Genomic DNA, 20,340 nt, shown 5'->3' with positions numbered 1-20,340 from the left:
CCCGCGGGACTCGCCTCGGCGACCGGAGAAAGAGCGGGGCAAGAGTGCCCCGCCTGATATGGTTGCAAGAATCGGCCCTATCCCTTTGGATGATTTTGGGATGCGTCGCAACGAAGGTTTCGGCGATGGGGACCGTCCCAAAGTAGGGCGAAGGGCATAGTGTACGAACTTGACACTTTGCGGGACAAAGCATGAAGCGGCCCAGGATAGCTATCCCCAGAGTAACTCGACGTTTGCGCCGACGTGAGTCAATCGATCACTACTGAACACTGTCAAGTCGCCGCGGGCTCAGTTTGGGACGATCCCCGGCGATGGGCATCGTCCCAAACCGCTCGCCCTCCCCGAGTCCTCACGGTCGAACGCGGATGACGGTTTTCCCCGCGCGTCGCTCGGTCGAGTTGACGATGGCGACGGCATCGTCAAGTGTCGAGACATTGCCGATGTTCGTCCGCAGTCGTCCGTCCCGTACCCGCCGGACGATCTCACTCAGTTGGGCGCGGTCGGACTCGACGACGAAATCGATTGCCATCCCCTCGGCGGGCCGCGCCTCGGCCGGCCCGGCGACGGACACAAGTGTCCCGCCCGCTCGAATCAGGCGAGCGGACCGCTTCCCGATGTCTCCGCCGAGGACATCGAAAACCAGATCGACCCCGCCGACATCTTCCAGAGCATCGTTCTCGAGGTCGACGAACGCGTTCGCGCCGAAGTCGAGCGCCACCTGACGGCCGGCAGCGCGTCCGGTGCCGATGACGTAGGCGCCGGCCTCACGTGCGAGTTGGGTTGCCATCGAACCGACGACGCCGGCCGCACCGTGCACCAGGACGCTCTGCCCCGCTTGCAGGCGGCCGTGCTCGAACAGTCCCTGCCACGCAGTCAGGCCCGGCATCACGAGGCTCGCGGCGACAATGAAGTCGACATCACCCGGCAGCGGCGCGAGGTTGCGTGCCTCGACGACGACATACTCCGCCAGCGTGCCGTCGCGATACCAGTCGGCAAGGCCGAACACCCTCTGTCCCACCGACAGCCCCGTCGTCCCATAGCCGAGGGCGCTGACCACTCCGGCCAACTCATGGCCGGGGATCGACGGCGTCCGGTCACGGCCGAGGCGATCGGTCCAGGTCGAGGGCCACGCCAGCTCATCCCAGGTGAATCCCGACGCATGGACCTGAACGACGACGTCGTTTATCGCGGCCTGCGGCCCGGGCCGCTCCACCAGCGTCATCCCGGCCGTTCCCGCAGCCTGGTCCGTCACAACGATTGCCTTCATCGTCCACCCCTGTCAAATATCGGCTATTATGCATATTTATTTTTCAAACTCCGTTTCTAGTGGAGTTTGGGCCCGGTCTGGCTACGTAGTCGAGCTCACCCTGAAACCGGCGGCTCCTGGCACGCGGCCGACTGGTCCCGGGCCAGCAGGAAGGCTCCGGCCGCCGCCGTCCAGACGGAGTATGACAACGGCGCCTCGGGGCCGAGCGCGGTCGTCATGGCGAGGGCGAACGTGAGGAGAAGGACCCCGCTGGCGAGCGCGACCAGGCGAACGCGCACGCCGGCGAGGAGTGCAACGCCCAGAACGAGCTCGGTCACGGTCGCCGCCCAGCCGGCAACGGCCACCAGCGGGGTCGGCAAGAACGGGAGAAGCGTTGCGGTATACTGCAGGAACCTGGCGAACTCGCCCCACGCCACCCCCGGCGTGCCGCTCGGCCCCCAGAGGCCGAAACGATCGGCCACCGCCGACAAAAATCCGGCGCCCAGCGCCGCGCGCAGGGCAACGGGGGCTGCGTTCGAGAGTCTCGTCTTCAATAGCATGATCTACCTCCACTCGCCTCGGCGAGGAGCCCCAGAGTCCGCCCTGCCAAGGCCCTGGTACACAAGCCAGACAAGGCATAGTCGACCCGAGAATCCGACGGAAGCATCCGGAGCGAGAATCAGGACCCGGTCGCCACTCGCGCCACGGCAACTGCCTGCCATCCCGAACGGGGGCCGGGGTGTCGTCATTCCCCGGGTGAGGTAAGGCGTTGATCGCGGCGACCGCCATGGGCAGGTCCCCGAGTTCCTTGTGGTTGGATGGCTCGCGGACCTCCTCTTGTTACCCGAATGGTACGCCGCGGTGGTACCATTGAAAGGGCCACTCGCGCGAAAAGTTATGGGGCCACTTCAATGCCGAAGAACAGCCGCGCCCTGCGGTTCGACCTGGACTCCCTCGTCCTCGACGCCGGGGCCCGCGAGCCGCTCCATCGGCAGCTCCGGGACCAGATTCGTCGGGCGATCCTGGAGGGGCGACTACGCCCGGGGCAGCGGGTCCCCTCCACGCGCGGGCTCGCGAGCTCGCTGGGGGTCGCGCGGAACACCGTTGCGTCGGCCTACGACCAGCTCACGTCGGAGGGCTACTTGGTGCCGTCGGTGGGATCCGGCACGCGGGTCTCGCGGACCCTCCCCGAGCGCCTGCTGAACGCCCCGAGACCAGGCCCAGCCCCCACGCCGGCCGTCGGCGCCGGCGGCCCCTCGCGTCTGTCGGCCCGAGGCCGGGAGATCGTCGCATTCGGGCGCCTGCGGGGCCACGATGGCGGCCGGCCCGCGCCGTTCCGGCCGCACGTCCCCGCGCTCGACGCCTTCCCGCGCGAGGTCTGGGAGCGGCTGACCGCCCGTCGGCAGAAACGGCTGCCGCGCGACCTGTTCGCCCGGATCGACTCGCTCGGCTATCGGCCCCTGCGCGAGGCCGTGGCCGGATACCTGGGGGCGTCGCGCGGGGTCCGCTGCACGGCCGACGACATCGTCATCACCGCCGGGGTGCAGCAGGGGATCGACCTGATCGCGCGGCTCCTGATCGACCCCGGCGACAAGGTCTGGCTGGAGGAGCCGGGATACCTCGACGTGCGCCCGGCCTTCGAGATGGCCGGGGCCGAGGTGATCTCCGTCCCGCTGGACGCCGACGGCCTCGACGTGTCCGCCGCCGAGCGCTCCCAGCCTCGCCCGCGCCTGGCCTACGTCAGCCCGAGCTGCCAGTGGCCGACCGGGATCACCATGACCCTGGCGCGCCGACTGGAGCTGCTCTCCTGGGCCGATCGCTCCGGGGCGTGGGTCCTCGAAGACGACTACGCCGGCGAGTTCCGCTACGGAGGCCGCCCGCTGCCGGCCTTGCAGGGCCTCGATCGGTCCGGCCGGGTCATCTACACGGGGACCTTCAGCAAGGTCCTGTTCCCCTCCCTGCGGCTGGGTTACCTCGTCGCCCCCCCGGGACTCGTGGAAGCCTTCGGGGCCGCCCGCTGGCTGGCCGACCGACACTCGCCCCCGCTGGAGCAGGCCGTCCTGGCCGACTTCATCGACGGCGGCCACTTCGCCCGGCATATCCGCCAGATGCGGACCCTCTACGCCGAGCGCCAGGGAGCCATGGTCGACTCCGCGCATTCGGAGCTGTCGGGGGCCGTCGATCTCCCCGCCGCCGAGGCCGGGATGCACCTCGTCGCCCGCGCCGTCGGGGCCTCCGAAGGGGCGATCATGGCCGCAGCGTCCGAGGGCGGGGTCGAATACCACCCCATCTCCAGGTACAGCGCGGCGCGCCCCCCCGCCCCCGGCCTGATCCTCGGCTACGCCGCCTACCCCCCCGAGACCTCCCGGCGCGCGATGCAGGCCTGGGCGCGGGCGCTCGGCGGGACCTGACTTGGTCACGCGACGCCTGCGACCCCCGTTCCGCAGGTGTCGCAACCCGGAGGCATCATCACCGGCCCCCCGGGAACCTTCCCCTCCACATTCCGGGAAAGGTTCATCCGGTATGGGTGCCCGATAGAGCACGGTTGCAACGTCCGCTCCGAGTCGTCCGAGAACGAAGATCCGCCTGAAAATCAAAGAGAGAAGGGGCCCATCGATATCCCATCACCTCATCCAAGGTGAGAAATGATGAGGCTATCGAACCGGGCCGGTGGTTTCCGTCAGCAGGCTTCGGGACGCCGACATCTGGCGGAGGATGACCGGGACGCAGAGTACATAGAGCCCGGCGCCCACGAGCCAGACCAGGCCCGGGACCGAGGGGGGTGACGCGGCATAGAGGCTCGTGGCGGCGATCGGACCGACGACCTCGGTCAGGCTCGTGACGCTGACCAACGTCCCCTGCAATTCGCCCTGGTGCTCCTCGCTCACCTGCCGCGACAGGAGGGCCTGGAACGCCGGCAGGGCGATCCCCCCGGCGGTGAAGAGGAACATGATCAGGAAGACCATCCACCCCTTCGTGATCAGTGCCATCGCGACGAACGCGGAGCAATCGCAGGCGACTCCGAGGAGGATCGCGCCTCGCTCGCCGAAGCGTCGCGTCGTCGGCTCCGTGAAGAACGCCTGGGCGACCGCGTGGAGGATGCCGAACGCGGCGAAGGTCAGGCCGACCATCCAGACGTCCCACCCGAAGCGGTCCTCCCCGTTGATGATCCAGAGCGACCCCGGGATCTGGCCGATCAGGTTGACCAGGAAGTAGATCATGAGGAGCGGCACGAGCGTGCGGTTCTCCCGGATCGACAGCAGCGAGGCGACGAAGGAGCGCCGCTCTTCCTGCTCAGGGTCGGCCCCCGCCTTGTGCGACTCGCGGAGCACGAAGAACCCTACCGCGAGGTTCAGGCCGCTGAAGAGGGCCGCGAGCAGGAACGGATAGCGCGGCGACAGGCTGCCGACCAGCCCGCCCAGGAGCGGGCCGGCGACGAAGCCCAGGCCGAAGCAGGCGTTCATGTAGCCGAATCGCCTGGCCCGCTCGTCGGGGCCGGAGATATCGGCGATGTACGCGGTGGCCACGGCAAGGTTCGCCCCGGTCATCCCCGCGAGCGCACGCCCGAGATAGAGGACCGCCAGGAGCGGCGACAGGCCCATGATCAGGTAGTCGATCGTCGCCACGCCGAGCGAGACCAGGAGGACGGGACGGCGGCCGAACCGATCGCTCAGGCGCCCGAGCACGGGCGAGAACAGGAACTGCATGAACGGGTAGATCGCCATGAAGTAGCCGAATCGGCCGGCGATCTGCGTCTCGTGCGACAATTCCCTGAGCAACGAGGGGATGACGGGCAGGGCCAGACCGATCCCCACGGCGTCGAGGACGACCACCGCCAGGATGACCATCAAGGCGCGATTGAACACGACATTTGATCCTAAGTACCGATCAACGGGCGCAACATCGGACAGCGGCCCCTCATTCAGACACATCAAGCATCCGGCGGGTTCGGGCACCGTCCCGCGCCTCCCGAGGCCCCGCCTACCCTGGGCTCGCGAGGCAGGAGTTCCCTGTCTGCTCTGGGCTCGCAGGGCAGGAGTGCCCCGCCTACCTTGCGAACTCGGCAATCAGCCGGTAGGCCAGGCACTCCTTGCCCCGCATTTGAAGGCCATTCACCCGTGAAACGCAAGCGATCGAGCAAGTGCGGGGGGTCCCTTTATTTGATCACGGCGGGGATTTCTTTACCCTTGGAGTAGAACTTCATCGAGACGGAGTTCACGCAGTGTCGCGTGTTCTTCGCCGTGAGGCCCTCTCCCACGAAGACGTGACCGAGGTGGCCGCCGCAGTTCTTGCAGAGGATCTCGGTGCGGTAACCGTCGGCGTCGGTGACCTTCTCGACCGCTCCCGCGATCTCGTCGTCGAAGCTGGGCCATCCGCAATCGCTGGCGAACTTGTCGTCGGAGCGATACAGCGGGGCGTTGCAACGTCGGCAGACATACGTCCCGGCCTCTTTGAGGTCGGTGTACTCGCCGGTAAACGCCCGTTCCGTCCCCTTCCGGAGGATCACCCGCTCCTCGGCGGGCGAGAGGGGATTGAACTTGGCGGAATCCGAGGCAGCCTGATTGCCGGTCCCGGTCGGCGTCATATCGGTTCCTCCCTTGGAGTCATGTGGGGGCGAGGGCGAGGGTTTTGAGACAGCGACCGGTCCGGTCGCGAGGCTGTCGCCACATCCGGCAAGCGCGAGGCAGATGATCGCTGTCGCCGCTTGGCATCGAGGTGTTCGGGGCATGAGGATGATTCCTTCCGAGCAAAGAGGGCGATCCCCCCCAATCTTATCAAGTGGGCAACGAAGCGGGACGGAAGGACGGGCCTCGCGAACGGAGACTCGTCAACGCGCCCTGGCTCATCCGAACCGGGGAGGGCTTGAGCGACCATCCCGTTTTCGAGCGTTGTACGAGCGACCTCGGCCAAACTCCGACCACCGCGTCAGCGGCGAGAGGCTTCGTCTGGTCGGGTGGCCGGAGACGGCGGCCGGAGTTCTTTGGATGGATCGCTGCCCTCACGAGGGGCGAGCGTGACGGCGCGGAGATCGAACAGGGCGCCGATGATCGGCTTCTCGGGGCGCACTTCGAGCTCGTGCATGCCGGGCCCGAGCGTGATCTCTCCGATGAGGAACGACTGGTAGTTCGACCAGGAGCGGGTGCCCGAGACCCGACCCCGGAAGACCTCCTTGTCGACCCGGACCCGAAATCGGTTGCCGGAGTCCCGATCCTGGCAGGCGTAGTCGAGCGAAAGGGCGAAGGTCCCGGGCTCGTCGACTCGGAAGATCCAGACGGCATAGTCTCCGTCGTCGTGCCAGTATCCGAGGTTGCCGTACGGGGTCTCGAATCGGAGCGACGCGCCGTGTACGGTGGCCGACGCCGCCCCCAGGCGGATCGAACCGTCGAGTTGGACGATCGTCTCGGAGGGTCCGGGCAGCCTCGGAACTAACGCGGACGGCTTGCTCAACGGCTTCCGGTCGGCCTCGATCTGGCGGACCTTCTCGTGGGGATCCCGAGCGATCAAGGCGAAGGCCGTCAGCCAGACGGCGGTGAGGATCGCAACCCCCACGATCGCGAGGTGCCGCTTGCCCCAGAAGTACGCCCGCTCGGCGACGCCGACGCGCCTGGCCAGGATCGGGAGCCCGGCCAGGTATCGATCGATGTCGTCGGCCAGGCCCTTGGCGTCCCCATAGCGACGCGTCGGCTCTTTCCGGAGGCACTTGAGGACGATGGTCTCGAGGTCGCGCGAGAGCCTGGGCTGAATCTCTCGAGGCGGGACCGGTTCCTTCTCACGCACAAGGGTCAGGGTCTCGAGCGCACTCGTCGACTGGTGGGGCGGGCGGCCGGTCAGCATCTCGTAAAGGATCACCCCGAGGCTGTAGATGTCCGCCGCAGGGCCGACCTCGTGGAGACTCCCGTTCGCCTGCTCGGGCGCCATGTAGCGGGGAGTCCCCAGGATGTCGCCGTCATGGCCCAGGTGGTCCTCCGACTTGAGCCACCTGGCCACCCCGAAGTCGGCGACCTTGGGCACACCTTCCGGGCTGATCAGGATGTTGAACGGCTTCAGGTCGCGGTGCACGATCCCCTGCCGATGGGCATAGTCGACCGCCAGGGCGAGCGTCCGGACGACCTCGGCCGACGCCCGAGGCGGCTGCGGCCGCCCCGCGATCTTCTGCGCGAGCGAGCCCCCCTCGACGAATTCGAACGACAGGAACGGCCGGCCCTCGTGCTGCCCGATCTCGAAGATCTGCACGATGTTGGGATGTTGCAACCTCGCGACCGCCCTGGCCTCGACCTGGAACAGCGCCACGGCCTCTTGCGAACGGCTCGCGACCATCTTGAGAGCGACGACTCGGTCGAGCTTGAGGTGCCTCGCCTTGTAGACGACCCCCATGCTCCCCTGGCCCAGAGGGGCCTCTTCCACCTCGTAGTCGGGCAAGACGAGCCGCCCCTCATCGTCCTCCGGCCAGTCGAGTCCCTCGTGGGGCTCGCGGCCCAACGTTAGGGCGTCGCGGAGGGGTTCGCCCCCGTCCGCATCGAGCCGACGGAGCACCGTCCGCAGGTCGTTGATGACGAGGTCAATCTGGTCGTCCAGGCTCCGGGCCCGGAGTTCGCAGCTCGGGCAAGACTCCTGGTGCTCTCGGACCGAATCGAGGAGGTCCTCCGGCAATTCGCCGAGGTTGAAGGCCGCCAGGATCTCGTCGCTGAGGCAGTCTTCGCGCGGCACTTTTCGCTTCCCCAAGACCCCCGGGCCCGATAAACTGCAACTCAAAGGACGTTTGAGCCGGCCACTGATTCGAGGCGAGACGATCGGCATCCTTCCGAGCGTCGCATCGGCCGGGGCCCGTCTTGAGCGGGCCCCCTCTCCAAAAACCGGCGTCCCGGCATCCGGAAGGCCGAGCCTCCGAGTCACGAGGTATTCTAATAGAATCACGGGCCCAGGACGTCATCCTCAACGCCACAATCCCCGTGCTCGGCGCCGAAATCCCCCCCTCGGACCAGCCGGGCGTTTGAAGGATCGATCTCGATCTCGAGCTCTCGCGTCTCCTCCTCGAAGTGTCCCGACGGCCCGGCGACGGAGGTCAGCAATGCGCCACTCCCCCCCGCAGACCAGCCCGGTCCTCGTCGACGACAAGGCAGGGCTGACCTCCTTGACTCTGATCGAACGGGTCAAGGTCCGGGATCGGGATGCGTGGCAACGCCTGGTGACCCTCTACACGCCGCTCCTCCGCCACTGGTGCCGGAGCTGGGGGGCCAGCCGCGAAGACGCCGACGACATCCTCCAGGATGTCTTCCAGGCCATCCTGAGCAACCTCAAAGACTTCCGGCGCGATCGCGAAGGCGACTCGTTCCGCGGTTGGCTGCGCGGGGTCGCCCGGAACAAGACCCTCTACTTCTTCCGGCGCCGGGGCGACCAGGGCCAGGGCGGGACCGACTTCTACCGGCGCTCGCTGCTCATGCCCGATCAGGGTCGTGATGCCGACGACCAGGAAGGCTTGCTCGTCGGCGCCCTCTACCAGAACGCCTTGAAGCTCGTCCGGGCCGAATTCGAGGAGCGGACCTGGCAGGCGTTCTGGCTATCCGTCGTCGAGGGGAAGCCCCCCACTCTCATCGCCGAACACTTCGGCGTCTCGCCCGCCGCCATCCGCCAATCCAGGTCCCGAGTCCTCCGCCGGCTGAAGGACGTGCTCGGGGAACTCCCACCCACCCCCGGGCCGAACCCACGAGGCCTCCCCGACCGCGGCCCGATCCAAGAACGCCCGGATCGTGATCTCGAGACGATCGGGTAGGTCGGAGGCTGTCGAACGAGAGTCCGTTTCGAAACCCGATTTTTTCTCCAAAATCGGGTTTCTGTGGGAATAGACAACGGCATTCGGGGTGGCGGCGACCGCGTCCGACTGCGAGGGGTCGGCGGCGACCGCGTCAGAAACCCGGCATTTAAGAAAATGCCGGGTTATGAATTCGCCCCCGATACCCGTCTCCTGGACGATCCGGCGGGCGGCCCGGACGCGCCGAGACTCCATCAAGGACTTCTTACAAATGGAGACCATGATCGATTTTTTCGTAACCGACGCCGCCAAAGCCCCCTCTTCCTCACTTGTGGGGGTTCTGAAACCCAAGGCCATTTGGTTGGGGCGAGGCGGCCGAGGGTCCACGGAACCGCGTTTGGGGTGGATGAGCATCATTCGACATGGAGAGGCGAGCATACCTCTCCACGCCGTTCGCCGTCCGCCCACATCGCGGCGACGATCGCGCACCAAATCACCTCGCCCCGAGGGGTGAACACCATGCACTCGAATCGAGAACGAAGCAACCGACAGGGCGAAACGCGACGGGTGAGGACAAGCTCGCCGGTCGTCGAGGATCTCGAGGGCCGCGCCCTCCTGGCGCCACTGCTCTCCAACCCGCTCTACGGCGGCCCGGCGATGAACCCGGTGGTCGCCGCGCCAACCCACGCGCCGACGGCCCCTCTCACGCCGGTCCCCGGCGCGTCGAGGATGCCCCAGGCCATTCCGACCACGTCGCACGACGGGTCGCTCCGTCTTGGCGGTCCGTTCGGAGGCCGCCACCGGGGGAACGAGCATCAGGGGAACGGGCATCAGGGGGTCGTGACGAAATTCCCCCACTTCTATGAGGCCTACACCGGTCCGAAACTCGCCGAGTTGAACGCCGTGAAGGCGAGCGCGATGCTCTCGTCCGACGGCAATTTCACGTTCACGGGGACGAATCTCGGCAAGATCACCTCGGCGCCTGCGGTCTATGTCTGGGGGATCGACCGCAACGGAAACCTCCCCGACGGCCCCTTCACCGGCCGGCCGAACATCAAGTTCGACGCCGTCGTGGTCGTCACCCTCGACTCGTCGCTCCACGCGACGGCCAAGGTCACGGACCTCACCACCGGCAAGACGACCGCCCTTCCCGACGGTTCGGCATTCATCCACGGCCGGACGGTCGCCGTGACCGTCCCCGCGAGCCTCCTCCCCTCGACGGGCCTCGACCCGGCCCACTACCGTTTCAATTACTGGCCGGAAGACGGCGGCCCCCCGACCTCGTCCTCGATCGCCAGCTTCGCCCCCGAGTTCACCACCGCCCAGGTCGGGGTCTCGAATCGCCGCTGAACCCGCCCGACAAAGGCGCCGAGTTCATCACCATCTCATCACCGCCCCCACCGTGGCCGCACTCCCCCCACGCCACGGCTCTCGGGGGAACAACGCTCGGGACGCTTCCGATCCTGGATCCAGGACGCCGATGCCACTCGGCCTCGGTCGTTCAGCCTTCCCGAGGCACCGAGGACGCGCCGCATGACCATCCCTTCCGGGACAAGGCGAGCGTCTCCTCCCGACTCCGAAACCCTCGAGCCGAATCACCCGCCCCATCGCGCCAAAGGCCGAGGGGCGGCTCGCCTCGATGACGATCTCAAAATCAAGTCACCGCTCCAAATCCTTCTCGGACGACCCGCGCCCCAAATCGACACAACCGCCCCCCTCGTTCGCCTGCCATGCACCCCATGCCTCGCGACGGCCCGGTATCGGGCTTAGTAAAGGCAACCGGGGACGATCCGCAGATGTCGCGGATCGAGGCCGCCAAGTTCCGAATCGTCATCATTGTTATCTGTGTAAATTTGATACATTTTCATACAAACTCACATTTCCCTTTTCCGCCTTTCCTCCGCGGCTCGCCTTAGCCCGGTGCCCAGTCGTCGATATTTTATTTAAAATCGACCGGGGAATCGCGCGACCGCACGGCAGGCCTCGCAATCCATCGCATAAATTCAACAATTACTAACCTCAAAGGCTTCACGTCCGGCGACATCATTTAAGATCATCTCTTGCAAGGCCGACGCTCCAGGACCAATCCGACGACCACTACTGCCGCAACTCGAGACGACCGCTCGACCGTCTTCGCCAAAATCGATACATAAGAACCTCTTCGACGAGAACTTTGAGACACGCCAGATAAGGCCCACCCGCCGCTCCCTGAAGGAGGGGTTTTCCGAGCGGGGTTGGAGCCTGCGAACGCCCCGCCAGGCTGTCGCACCTCGCAAGCGATCGCTCGCGAGCGTTTCAACTCGCGATCTTGCTCCTCCTCGCCCTCGGGAAATCACCGACGAAGTCCCTTGGATCGACTCGGTCGTTCGCCTCCTGCCCGGACAGGTCACGCGACCGCATCGATTCAAGATTTTGGGCCCGATCGTCCCACAGACAACCAGGATCGGTCGCACGATTCCGTGATTTCGGCGGTCCCTTCAAAAGACCTCGTCATCTTTCAAATGTCACTCCAAAGTCGAAGCGGACGCAGGCGAAGCCATTCTCCAGACCATCCCTAGGCATAGCCTGACAGGCCCCGAAAATCACAGGGAAATCCGCGTTCCGCCTATTTTCCCGGGGGGGACCCTGGGAATCTGAAAGGGTCGCCGTGCCAGTCTTAAACCTTTAAACCCAGTAAAGATAAAAAATCCGAATGGATCACCACAGACCATGTCCGACTCCTCACATTTTCGAGATGAGGACATCCACGCCGACCGCAGAGATCAACGCGGCTTCGCGGGTACACCTCTGTCGATTTCGCTCACGCGGCGCACTCCAACTCGTGCAAAGGCGATGCCGATATGGATCGGAGCCAGCCCCGGTTAGGGTATTCGACCACAAGACATCTTTGTTGCTTGGCTCCACGCACGCATTCGTACCCCTTAGATCCGTTTTGAGCATTTGGCCGAAAAATTTCGGGGAACGCCTAATTTTGACTTGACGAGTTACTCCTAACGAGCCAATATTCGGGAAGGCGTCGCCACTTCCATTCTTCCAGATCCGAACGTATCTAACCGAGCTATCGCGAAAGTTCGCGTGGGGCATGGTTTCCAGCGAATCGTGCGGGCAGCAACATCGTCGCTAGCCCCCACCGTGCGAGGTGAATTCCATGAAGTTTCGGGTTCGCGGGACCACCGCGTTGGTCCTTGCTGCGCTATCGTTGCCGTTCGGACTCGGCTGTAGCGGTGAGACGAACGAGTCCGGCACGGAGGCCCTCAAAAATGTGCCCAATGCACCGAGGAGTCAGGCGGAATACATCCAGCAGAGCCAAGCCCAATTGAAGACTGCACCAAAGTCACGCAAAAAATCCCCCCGAACCCCCGTGCGCGGGGCCGACCACCGGGCCTCGATCGGGCCGTTCGCGTCAACGCACCTCCTTGACGCGGGCACCCGATAGTCTCCCTGTCGGCCTCAACTGTGCACGGAGGGAAAAGACCCGGTCCGGTTGATCTATCAATTCGTATTCTCAAGAGGGTCAGTCCATGCGGATTTCGTCGAGGCGAGGTTTCACCCTGATCGAGCTCCTGGTGGTGATCGCGATCATCGCCGTACTCATCTCTCTACTCTTGCCCGCGGTCCAAGCAGCCCGCGAGGCGGCCCGTCGGGCCCAGTGCGTCAACAATCTGAAGCAGCTTGGCCTGGCGATGCACAACTACATCAGCACGAACGACGCGGTGCCACCGCTCAGCGTGCCGATCTTGCAACAACAGTCGTCCACAGCACGCTTGCTGCCGTACCTGGAGCAGACAGCCACCTACAATTCCATCAACTTTTCGGTGGGAGAACGCTGGAGGCTCGTCCACGGCACTGACTACCTTCAGCAAGCCCCCTATTGCACGACCCCCGGCCCCGGTTGCGAGGACGGCGACGACTTCGCGTTGATCAACATGACGGCGTCCGTCACCCAGATTAATGCGATCCTGTGCCCCTCCGACACCGAGTTGGGCAGCACCTCCACGATCACACTCGGCGGGACGCCCCGGCTCATCGGACGCACCAGCTATCTCCCCAACATCGGCACGAACCCGTTCCAGTCGTCGGCCACGTCGGGCGCCGTGAACGGACCGGCCTACTTCCCTTCTTATGCCACAGCCGTCGCCGGAGCCACCCCCTACGCCTCGATCTCGGCCGAGCGGACCGTCACGATCGCCTCATTCACGGACGGGACGAGCAACACGGTCGGCTTCAGCGAGATCGTCCGAGGCGATGGCGGCTCGAACCCGGCGGTCGCCAAGGCCGGCCTGAGCATGGTCTACTCGATGGTCAACGGCCCGACCGCCTTCGCCGGCCAGCTTAACTCCGAATTGCTCTATGCCCAGGACTGCCAGTCCTCCAACACCCCGAACTGGACCTGGAAGGGCGACTGGTGGATCTCCTCGCAGTCGAACACCTACTCCCACACCCAGACCCCCAACCGCAAGTCGTGCTATTACGCGGGGACCGGCCAGCCCTGGCTCATGGCCCTCACGGTCGTCACCGCCGCGTCGCGGCACCCGGGCGGTGTGAACTGCATGTTCATGGACGGCTCGGTCAAGTTCATCAAAGAGACGGTCAATCGCGCCACCTGGTCGGCCGTCGCCACGCACGCCGGCGGCGAAGTCATCAGCGCCGACTCGCTCTGAGCCGCGTCGTCGTTCCCGAGGGTAAACTCTCCAGGGGTCGCCGGGTCGAAAGGCCCGGCGACCCCTCGTGCGTCACGGTTCAACAAATCCCGGCGTCATCCAAGGCCGGATGCGTCCCGGGTCTTGCACTCGCGGAGGTCGCGCGTTGAATAACCCGAGCCGAGCCTTCATGACGATTGGGGCAATCGCCATCCCCGTGGGGGCCTTCGTCTTCTTGATCTGGCCGTCAACGCCCCTCCCGAGCCATGCCGAGGTCGCGGCGCTCGCCGAAGCGGGGCAAGTCGACGCCGCGGAGGCGAAGGTCAAGCTCCTGCTGGACGACTCGCCCAACGACCCCGGGGCGAACCTCCTGGCGGCCCAGATCCAGATGGCTCGTTGTGAGAAATTGACGAACTCCGGCATCGGGACCGATCCCAAGTCGGCCTCGGCCGCCCTGGAATCGCTCCGGAAAATCGATTCCCCCGACAAGTCGTTGATGGCCCTGGCCAGGCTCTGGCGAGGCAAGGCCGAGCGTTACCTCGGCCGGCTCGACGCCGCCGAGGTCTCCTGGCTCGAGGCACTCCGGTTGGATCCGGCGATCCCCGAAGCGGGTTGGCTCCTCCTCCAGGAATACTACCTCCAGGGCCGTTCCCAGGAGGCCCGGGCCCTCGCCCTTCGGCTCCATCGCGACGAGCCGGACCCCCGCGACCGCGTGCGATTCCTCCTGGAACCGCTCCGCCAGGACGTCATGTCGCCGGACGCCTCGTCGCTCGTCGCCTGGTTCGAGCCGATCACCCGGCGAGACCCCGAGGGGCTCCACGCAAACCTCGCCCTTGGGCTGGCCCTGGTCCGTTCCGGCGGGGCCGAGCGAGGCCTCGCGTTGCTCCGCAAGACGGCCGAGGCCCACCCTCGAAACCCGGAGGCCTGGCATGCCCTGCTGGCCGGACTCGAGGAGGTGGGCGACGTCCGCGAGTTGTCGGCGACCCTCGACCGCCTCCCGACCGACCTCTCGAGCGCCCCCTGGATCGCCCCCTACCGAGGCCGGATGGCCGAAGTCGCCGGAGACTGGCCCAAAGCGGTCCTTGCCTACCGGCAGGCGCTGGAACAATCGCCCGCCGATGCCCTGGTCATGTTCCGCCTCGCGCGGGCCCTCCGACAGGTCGGCCAGGCCGACGAGGCCGATCAACTCTCCGAGCGGCATCGCGCCCGAGTCGCCCTGAACCTGGAGGCCCGGACCCTCTACGAAACGGCGGCTAAGGCCCCCTCCCTCGGCCTGTCTCCACACCCCGAGCTCTACGATTCCCTCGCCGCCCTCCGGGAAAAGATGGGATACCACGACCAGGCCGCAGCCTGGCGCCGGCTCGCCGGCACCGCCCTTCCCCCATCCGGGCCCCCTCCCGGCTGAGTCTCGACTCCAAGCCCGGCAGCCTGAACAAGACACGGCCGGTCCCCTCTTGCAAGGCCCGGAAAATATCGGACACTTGTCGCACGAGGTCCGAGGGTCGAATCCACAGTCGTGGATCCCGGCTCTCGCGAGGTGCAAGGGTGACGGCTCGATCGAAGGGAGATCTCCGATGCGAAGTCGGTCGTGGGGCGGGCTCGTGCTGGTTTTGGGCCTGGTCCTTGGCGGGGAAGTGTTGGCGCAGGCGCCTGAAGCGGGGCCGGCGCCGCCGTCCTACTCGCTCTGGGAATTCGGGACGATGCCGCGGCCCGCGTTCAAACAGGTGCTGCTTGGGACGACGGCCGTTCAGCAGGAGTTGAAGATTACGGCCGAGCAGCAGCAGGCGATGGAGAAGTCGGCTGCCCAAGTGACCGAGAAGTTCCAGAAGGCGCAACGCGAGGCCAAGGATCGCAAAGCGATGATCGAGATGCGCGAGTCGCTCTACAAAGACGCGATCGCGGCGGGCCTGGCGGCCCTCGCGCCCGCCCAGCGCGACCGGTTGGACCAGATCCAACTCCAGTCGCAAGGCCCCATGGCGTTCGACCGGCCGCAGCGATCCCAACTGGCCCTGGAAGGCCCGTCACTGGCCGAGCGGCTGAAGTTGACCGACGACCAAATTCAACGGATCAGGGAGGTCGCCGGACGGGGGGAGGAACAAATCGGCAAGGCCGCAACCGTCCCGGTCACTCTCAACACCAAGGCCGGCGCGCCGACCGTCGAAGCGATCCGCACCTACGTCGAGACCCCGGAATTCAAGGCGGCCAAGGCGAAGGCCCGCAAGTCCGCCCGCGAGGGCTGGGACGGCATCATCCGGCAGATCGAGGACGTGCTGACCATGCCCCAGCGCGAGCGCTATCATGCGATGCTCGGTGCGCCGTTCGACCTGTGGACGATCCGATTCCAGGACGAGGCGGCGGAAGACGCCGAGATGGTCGCCTCAGCCTTGAACGTCGGAGGAGGCGGTGGAGGTGGGCAACGGTCGGACCCGGGCTTCGACACCAAGGTCGCCAACCCCGCTTACACGTCCGAGCACCCAAGGGTCCTCTTCGACGAGGCGCACCACAACTTCCACACGACCGGAGGCCGGTACAAGCCTTTCGCCGAGCTCATCGCGAATGATGGCTACAAGGTCATACCCAACACGGAGAAGTTCACCAAGGAATCATTGGCCCGGGGCAAAGTCCTGATCATCGCGAACGCCCTGGGCGCCGAGGGGATGGGCGCGGCGGGCGCGGGGGACTCCGCGTTCACCGAGGCCGAATGTGACGCCGTCCGCGACTGGGTCAAGGCGGGAGGATCGCTGCTATTCATCACCGACCATGCCCCGTTCGGCTCGGCCGCCGAGCCGCTGGCGAGGCGGTTCGATGTCCAGATGAGCAAAGGCTTCACGTCCGACCCGAAGAACTCGGAGGGGGACGAGACGAGCCTGGTTTTCAGCCGCAAGAACAACCTCCTGGGCGACCACCCGATCACGACCGGGCGAGACGACTCCGAGCGGGTCAACCGCGTCCAGACCTTCACCGGCCAGTCGCTCAAGGGGCCGGCCGGGACCGTCGCGATCCTCAAGCTCGGAGACTCCGCCGTCGACGCGGGAAACGACGGAGGGCCGGTTTCGGCCGCGGGGAGGGCCCAGGGCCTGGCCTTCCGCTTCGGCGAGGGGAGGGTCGTCGTCCTGGGCGAAGCGGCCGAACTCTCCGCCCAGCTCATCGGCACCGAGCGGTTCGGGATGAACGTCCCGGGCCTCGACAACCGCAAAATGGCCCTCAACATCATGCATTGGCTCACCGGCTTGATCGACCCGAAGTGAGACGGTTGGCGCCGACGGTCCCGGGGAAACGCTCAAGCACTCGGGGCGATCGGTACGACTCTTGCATCTGGAGGATGACCAAAGGAACGAGGGTAGCGTCGATCCGACACCTCCCTCGACCTTCCTCGCCGCCGGCCAGATGTCGGGCTCCCGTCCGGGGGCTCGGGCGGCGGCTCGAGGATAGAAAGCCCTTGGGGATTTGGATTCATGCCAGGCAAGGCCGTCCTGAAGTTCGTGGTCGGGGGTGTGTTGGGTAGCAGCCTCCTCGCGGTCGGCGCCACGCCCGCCCAGGCCCAGTTGTTCGCGAGGCGGCCCCGCACGACCTATGTGTACGAGACGGTCGCCACCTCGCCCGTCATCGTCGACCCCGCGCCGGTCGTCGTGAAGCCAGCCCGAGTGATCGTGCGACCCCGCCGGATCGTGATCAAGGAACGTCGACCGCTCTTCGCGCGGCCGCTCCCGCTGGTCCAGGAAACCCGAATCATCCAGCCGGCTCCAGTGATCGAACGAGAAATCATCCAGCCGGCCCCGGTGATCGAACGGCGAGTCGTCCAGCCGCCGCCGGTCGTGGAAGAGCGAGTTGTGCAACCGCCCGCCATCGAGATGGACCGGCTGGTGCAGCCCGGCCCGGTCATCGAGAGCGAAGTCATCCCTCCGCCCAAGTAACCGATCGGCCTCGACTTTATCGACACCAACGTTCCCCGGGTCATTGGCTTGACCCGGGGGATTGTCGTTTTCAGGACCCACCTCCCTATCCCGCCATGGCGTGAATGCCCAGTGCCGGATCAAAGCGGCACGTTGGGGTCGTATGCACAAATCCACGATCCCCCCCCGGTAGGCAGAGCACTCTTGCCCCGCGGCTTTCGCCTCGGCTCGCGCCGAAGTAAGAGCGGGGCAAGAGTGCCCCGTTTACAGGGGGAGGGCTCGCGCCGAGTTAACGTAGGAAAACGGGCACGTCCGCACGGATCCATGCGTCTGAGGGAAGAGCGAAAACGGTGAAGGCGCTCCCAAGTCAAGGCTCGATGGGCCACAAGGCTGACGCTTGTAAATTGCGGCTAACGGGTTCGTAAGAAGTGCTCCCGGATCTGCGAGTTTCTCAGATTGAGAGGCCAAAGGGTCTCATCGAGATCACGATTTTTCGTTTTCCCTCAACTTCCTCCAGGACGTTGAGCGTGCCCTCGAGAGTCGAGCGTCCGCGCCGACCGCCTCGCGTCAGAGCCGAAGCTCAGACGGCCACCCCAGCCCACTCGAGCAGTTGGCCGCCGAGCGTGATGAGCCCGACGCCCCCCACCACGAAGGCGAACCAGATCCAGAGGTCGTCCCAGCGGGTCACGAAGTAAAACGCCGCGTAAGGCGGAAACACCACGTAGAAGAACCCGTGGATGAAGTCTTCGCTGAAGGCGCCGAAGGCTCCGACGCCGAAGCCGACGATTGCCATCAGGGTACCGAGTCCGAGCAAGGCGTACCCGGCGATGAGCACCCCACCGGGGACGAACAGCGCCGTGCCCAGCAAGACGACGCCGATAGTGATCAGGACGGGAATGCCTCGTTGTTTTGCCCACGCAAAGCCCCGCCTTTCGCCTCGATCCGGGCGGGACTTCGAGTTGGTTCGATTCTTTGTCCGAGGACGACGCGGCGTGGAGGCGGCGGTCACCTCATCACCTCGGGCGGGGACGAACACGGGCGCTTCCGTCAGGCCTGGGGCAAGGGCCACAGCGGGTGATTGGGGAGCCTCCTCCAGCGAATACCCCAAGGGCTCCGCGCCTTCAGGCCCTGGGACGGCGAATTGGTACTTGCAATGCCGGCAACGCACCCGCTTGCCGGCGTGGACCGCGTCGACGGAACCCGAGGCCGCACAGGACGGGCATTCGAACGAAATCTTCATAGGGGTCCTTGCCGAAGCTGCTGACGCGGTCGCGACCAACAGAAGCATTCGAACACCGATCGGTGACACCGACATCCGATGGTCTTCCGCCCTAACCCCATCGTACCTCGCCACGATCACTTTGGAATAGAAATCAATCATGGTGATACCCGTTTCTTTGAACGGATATCCAGTGATTTCGAAGCTGCAACCCGCTGTTTTTCTGTACATTAAATCAGGGTAATGACTGGTATGGCCTGCTTGTGTGTGGCGATTTGATGCGACCACCGCAGTGCAACCGATGGAAGGCACTTCGGACCAAGTCGATGCCTTGATTCGCTCGGGGGCACGACGACCGAGGAGCTGTTCCAAAATAACGTGACCAATTTGTGTACCCCTATTTATACTTCACGCGGCTAAGAGTGAGACGTCTTCGAAGTGCTGAAATTTGAGCGTCATCAACTTCGTCAGTGGCTCTGCGTGGATGGTCGCAATGCCATCAAGCGTCTCCTGGATGGCCGCCTGAAACTCGCGAAACGTCGGGTGGTAGCGACCGTAGACGGCTCGACGCTTGGTGAACTTCCACAGCCGTTCGATCAGGTCCAGGTTCGGCGAGTACGAGGGCAAGAACAGGAGCGTGATTCCCAACCCTTCCGCCAGTGCCTTCACCGCGGCGTTGTGCTGGAAACGGGCGTTGTCGAGCACCGGCGTGATCGGTCCGATCAGTCCCAGTCCGGCGATCTTCCGCCAGAGTTCGCTGATCGTCTCCGTGTTGACGACGGTCGTGTTCGTCTCGGCAATCCACTCGCGAGTGACCGCGTTCCACGCACCCGGGACGTTGAACCGTTGACGACCTGAAGCCGCGCGGACGAAGATCCGCGTGATCGCCCAGAGGCAACACAAGAACGTCCCGAACACGAAATGGGCCGCATCGACGAAGAAGACATGACCCTCACTCGCTCGGGCGGCGTCCAGACACGGCCTCGGTTTGGTGTCGAGAAACTCGGCTTGGGCGACGACGTGCTCGGCCGAGTTGTTTTGGGGGGCACGGGGATGGCGCGGACGAACCGCCATTTCGGCCCCAGGTCCTTGAGGAACTTGCGGACTTGACTGGGACCGCGACGCAATCCGGTCCGTTGAAAGATCCGGTCGCCCGCTTCGGCGATCGTGCGGACGGGACTCTCCTCGAACGACTCGCGGATCAGGTCGCGATAGGCGGCCAATTCACTCACCTGGCCTTCGACGTCCCAACGCCGCAGCCCGTCCAAGCCCCCGTCTCGGAATGCGGCCACGTACCGTTGAACGGTGGCCCGGCCGACCCCGGCGACTTGGGCCGCTTTCTGGCGAGTGACACCACAGTGCAACATCCGAAGGATCAGCATCTATTCCCGAACCCGTGGGTGGGGATGAGACGTCCGTTCCCCATTCACGATCGACTGTTGCTCCTCGGTCAACTGAACGCGAAGCCAAGCCATGGCCGATCTCTTTGCGTTGCGACGCGAGCCGAACCAACAAACCAACATCCTTGTCGCCGGGACCGCGCGGCCATCATAATCGTCTCGGCCGGAAATGTCTCGCTGGGCTCCGCGCGG

15 protein-coding genes and 1 pseudogene are annotated in these 20,340 nt (G+C 65.4%); 7 read left to right on the top strand and 9 right to left on the bottom strand.

Features of this window, described 5'->3' with window-relative positions:
• Positions 1–349: 349 nt before the first annotated feature.
• The gene (locus ACYOEI_RS36310; protein WP_462855240.1) at positions 350–1,267 is read right to left on the bottom strand and encodes an NADP-dependent oxidoreductase; all 918 of its coding nucleotides are present in this window, start codon (positions 1,265–1,267) and stop codon (positions 350–352) included.
• Between the two features lie 95 nt (positions 1,268–1,362).
• Positions 1,363–1,806 (bottom strand): DoxX family protein, encoded by a 444-nt coding sequence (locus ACYOEI_RS36305; protein WP_462855239.1) that lies wholly within the window; start codon positions 1,804–1,806, stop codon positions 1,363–1,365.
• Between the two features lie 351 nt (positions 1,807–2,157).
• Between ACYOEI_RS36305 and pdxR the strand changes: the two genes are divergently transcribed.
• On the top strand, positions 2,158–3,657 hold the full coding sequence (pdxR, locus tag ACYOEI_RS36300) for a MocR-like pyridoxine biosynthesis transcription factor PdxR (protein WP_462855238.1): 1,500 nt from the start codon (positions 2,158–2,160) through the stop codon (positions 3,655–3,657).
• Positions 3,658–3,900: 243 nt separating this feature from the next.
• On the opposite strand, the gene tet is transcribed toward pdxR, so the two are convergent.
• The 4 genes from tet to ACYOEI_RS36280 form a co-directional block, all read right to left on the bottom strand.
• Positions 3,901–5,094 carry a Tet(A)/Tet(B)/Tet(C) family tetracycline efflux MFS transporter gene (tet, locus tag ACYOEI_RS36295; RefSeq protein WP_462855244.1) on the bottom strand — a complete coding sequence of 398 codons (1,194 nt, stop codon included), beginning with the start codon at positions 5,092–5,094 and terminating at the stop codon, positions 3,901–3,903.
• A gap of 308 nt (positions 5,095–5,402) precedes the next feature.
• Entirely contained in the window at positions 5,403–5,831 is a 429-nt protein-coding gene (locus ACYOEI_RS36290; protein WP_462855236.1) for a methionine-R-sulfoxide reductase, read from the bottom strand.
• 341 nt (positions 5,832–6,172) lie between these two features.
• Positions 6,173–7,651 carry a serine/threonine-protein kinase gene (locus ACYOEI_RS36285; protein ID WP_462855243.1) on the bottom strand — a complete coding sequence of 493 codons (1,479 nt, stop codon included), beginning with the start codon at positions 7,649–7,651 and terminating at the stop codon, positions 6,173–6,175.
• A gap of 506 nt (positions 7,652–8,157) precedes the next feature.
• Positions 8,158–8,316, bottom strand: a complete 159-nt coding sequence (locus ACYOEI_RS36280) for a hypothetical protein (RefSeq protein WP_462855234.1) — start codon at positions 8,314–8,316, stop codon at positions 8,158–8,160.
• Between ACYOEI_RS36280 and ACYOEI_RS36275 the strand changes: the two genes are divergently transcribed.
• The 6 genes from ACYOEI_RS36275 (at position 8,316) to ACYOEI_RS36250 (ending at position 17,550) form a co-directional block, all read left to right on the top strand.
• A complete protein-coding gene (locus ACYOEI_RS36275) occupies positions 8,316–9,017 on the top strand; it encodes an RNA polymerase sigma factor (protein WP_462855232.1) in 702 nt (233 codons plus the stop codon). The two genes, ACYOEI_RS36280 and ACYOEI_RS36275, sit on opposite strands and share 1 nt — an antisense overlap.
• Positions 9,018–9,515: 498 nt before the next feature.
• On the top strand, positions 9,516–10,346 hold the full coding sequence (locus ACYOEI_RS36270) for a hypothetical protein (protein WP_462855231.1): 831 nt from the start codon (positions 9,516–9,518) through the stop codon (positions 10,344–10,346).
• Positions 10,347–12,517: 2,171 nt separating this feature from the next.
• Complete coding sequence (locus tag ACYOEI_RS36265; RefSeq protein WP_462855230.1) at positions 12,518–13,657, top strand: DUF1559 family PulG-like putative transporter; 1,140 nt, start codon at positions 12,518–12,520, stop codon at positions 13,655–13,657.
• Positions 13,658–13,826: 169 nt separating this feature from the next.
• The gene (locus ACYOEI_RS36260; protein ID WP_462855229.1) at positions 13,827–15,041 is read left to right on the top strand and encodes a tetratricopeptide repeat protein; all 1,215 of its coding nucleotides are present in this window, start codon (positions 13,827–13,829) and stop codon (positions 15,039–15,041) included.
• 169 nt (positions 15,042–15,210) lie between these two features.
• Complete coding sequence (locus ACYOEI_RS36255) at positions 15,211–16,884, top strand: hypothetical protein (protein ID WP_462855227.1); 1,674 nt, start codon at positions 15,211–15,213, stop codon at positions 16,882–16,884.
• Positions 16,885–17,091: 207 nt separating this feature from the next.
• Entirely contained in the window at positions 17,092–17,550 is a 459-nt protein-coding gene (locus tag ACYOEI_RS36250; protein WP_462855226.1) for a hypothetical protein, read from the top strand.
• Positions 17,551–18,109: 559 nt separating this feature from the next.
• Here the strand turns inward: ACYOEI_RS36250 and ACYOEI_RS36245 are convergent.
• The 3 genes and pseudogenes from ACYOEI_RS36245 to ACYOEI_RS36235 all read right to left on the bottom strand — a co-directional run.
• Positions 18,110–18,769, bottom strand: a complete 660-nt coding sequence (locus ACYOEI_RS36245; protein WP_462855225.1) for a zinc ribbon domain-containing protein — start codon at positions 18,767–18,769, stop codon at positions 18,110–18,112.
• A 387-nt stretch (positions 18,770–19,156) separates the two neighbouring features.
• Positions 19,157–19,822, bottom strand: coding sequence for a transposase (locus tag ACYOEI_RS36240; protein WP_462855223.1), 666 nt, complete (start codon positions 19,820–19,822; stop codon positions 19,157–19,159).
• 188 nt (positions 19,823–20,010) lie between these two features.
• Positions 20,011–20,115, bottom strand: a pseudogene (locus ACYOEI_RS36235) (helix-turn-helix domain-containing protein); the annotation flags it as partial.
• Positions 20,116–20,340: the final 225 nt, after the last annotated feature.

It is taken from the genome of Singulisphaera rosea (genome assembly GCF_054877945.1).
Note: the sequence above shows the minus strand (reverse complement) of the source record. Positions and strands in the feature narration are given on the sequence as shown.